Origin of the sequence: Pseudomonas sp. EA_65y_Pfl1_P113 (assembly GCF_963970525.1) — a bacterium.
GTDB classification, from domain to species: Bacteria; Pseudomonadota; Gammaproteobacteria; order Pseudomonadales; family Pseudomonadaceae; genus Aquipseudomonas; species Aquipseudomonas tritici.
The window spans coordinates 1-478 of sequence record NZ_CAXAQM010000465.1; the positions used below are offsets into that span (position 1 = coordinate 1).

At 67.6% G+C, this 478-nt stretch carries 1 protein-coding gene; it reads left to right on the top strand.

Going from position 1 to position 478, the window contains the following annotated elements:
* On the top strand, positions 1–478 hold a 478-nt coding region (locus tag AACY52_RS30595; protein WP_339561428.1), incomplete at both ends, for a penicillin-binding transpeptidase domain-containing protein.

The following is a 478-nucleotide window of genomic DNA, read 5'->3' on the forward strand; positions in this document are numbered from 1 at the left end:
CAAGGGCAGGGCGCCGACGGCCGTGTCGCAGGTGCTCCAGCCCGGCGACGTGATCTATGCCGATCCGCTCTACACCAAGGAAGGACAGCCGGTCGAAGGCCAATACCGTCTGCGTCAGATTCCCGAAGTCTCCGGCGCCATGGTGGTGATGGATCCCTGGACCGGCCGCGTGCTGGCGATGCAGGGCGGGTTCGACTTCCGCGCCCAGGCCTTCAACCGCGCCACGCAAGCGCTGCGTCAGCCGGGATCGACGATCAAGCCGATCGTCTATGCAGCGGCGCTGGAGGGCGGGATGACCCCCGCCTCGATCATCGTCGACGGCCCGTTCTGCGTCTATCAGGGCGCGCGGCTGGGCCAGAAGTGCTTCAAGAATTTCGGCAATGTCGGGGGCTCTGGCGCGCATACCATGCGCTGGGGCGTCGAACAGTCGCGCAACCTGATGACGGTGCGCGCCGCCGCCACGACAGGGATGCCGCGC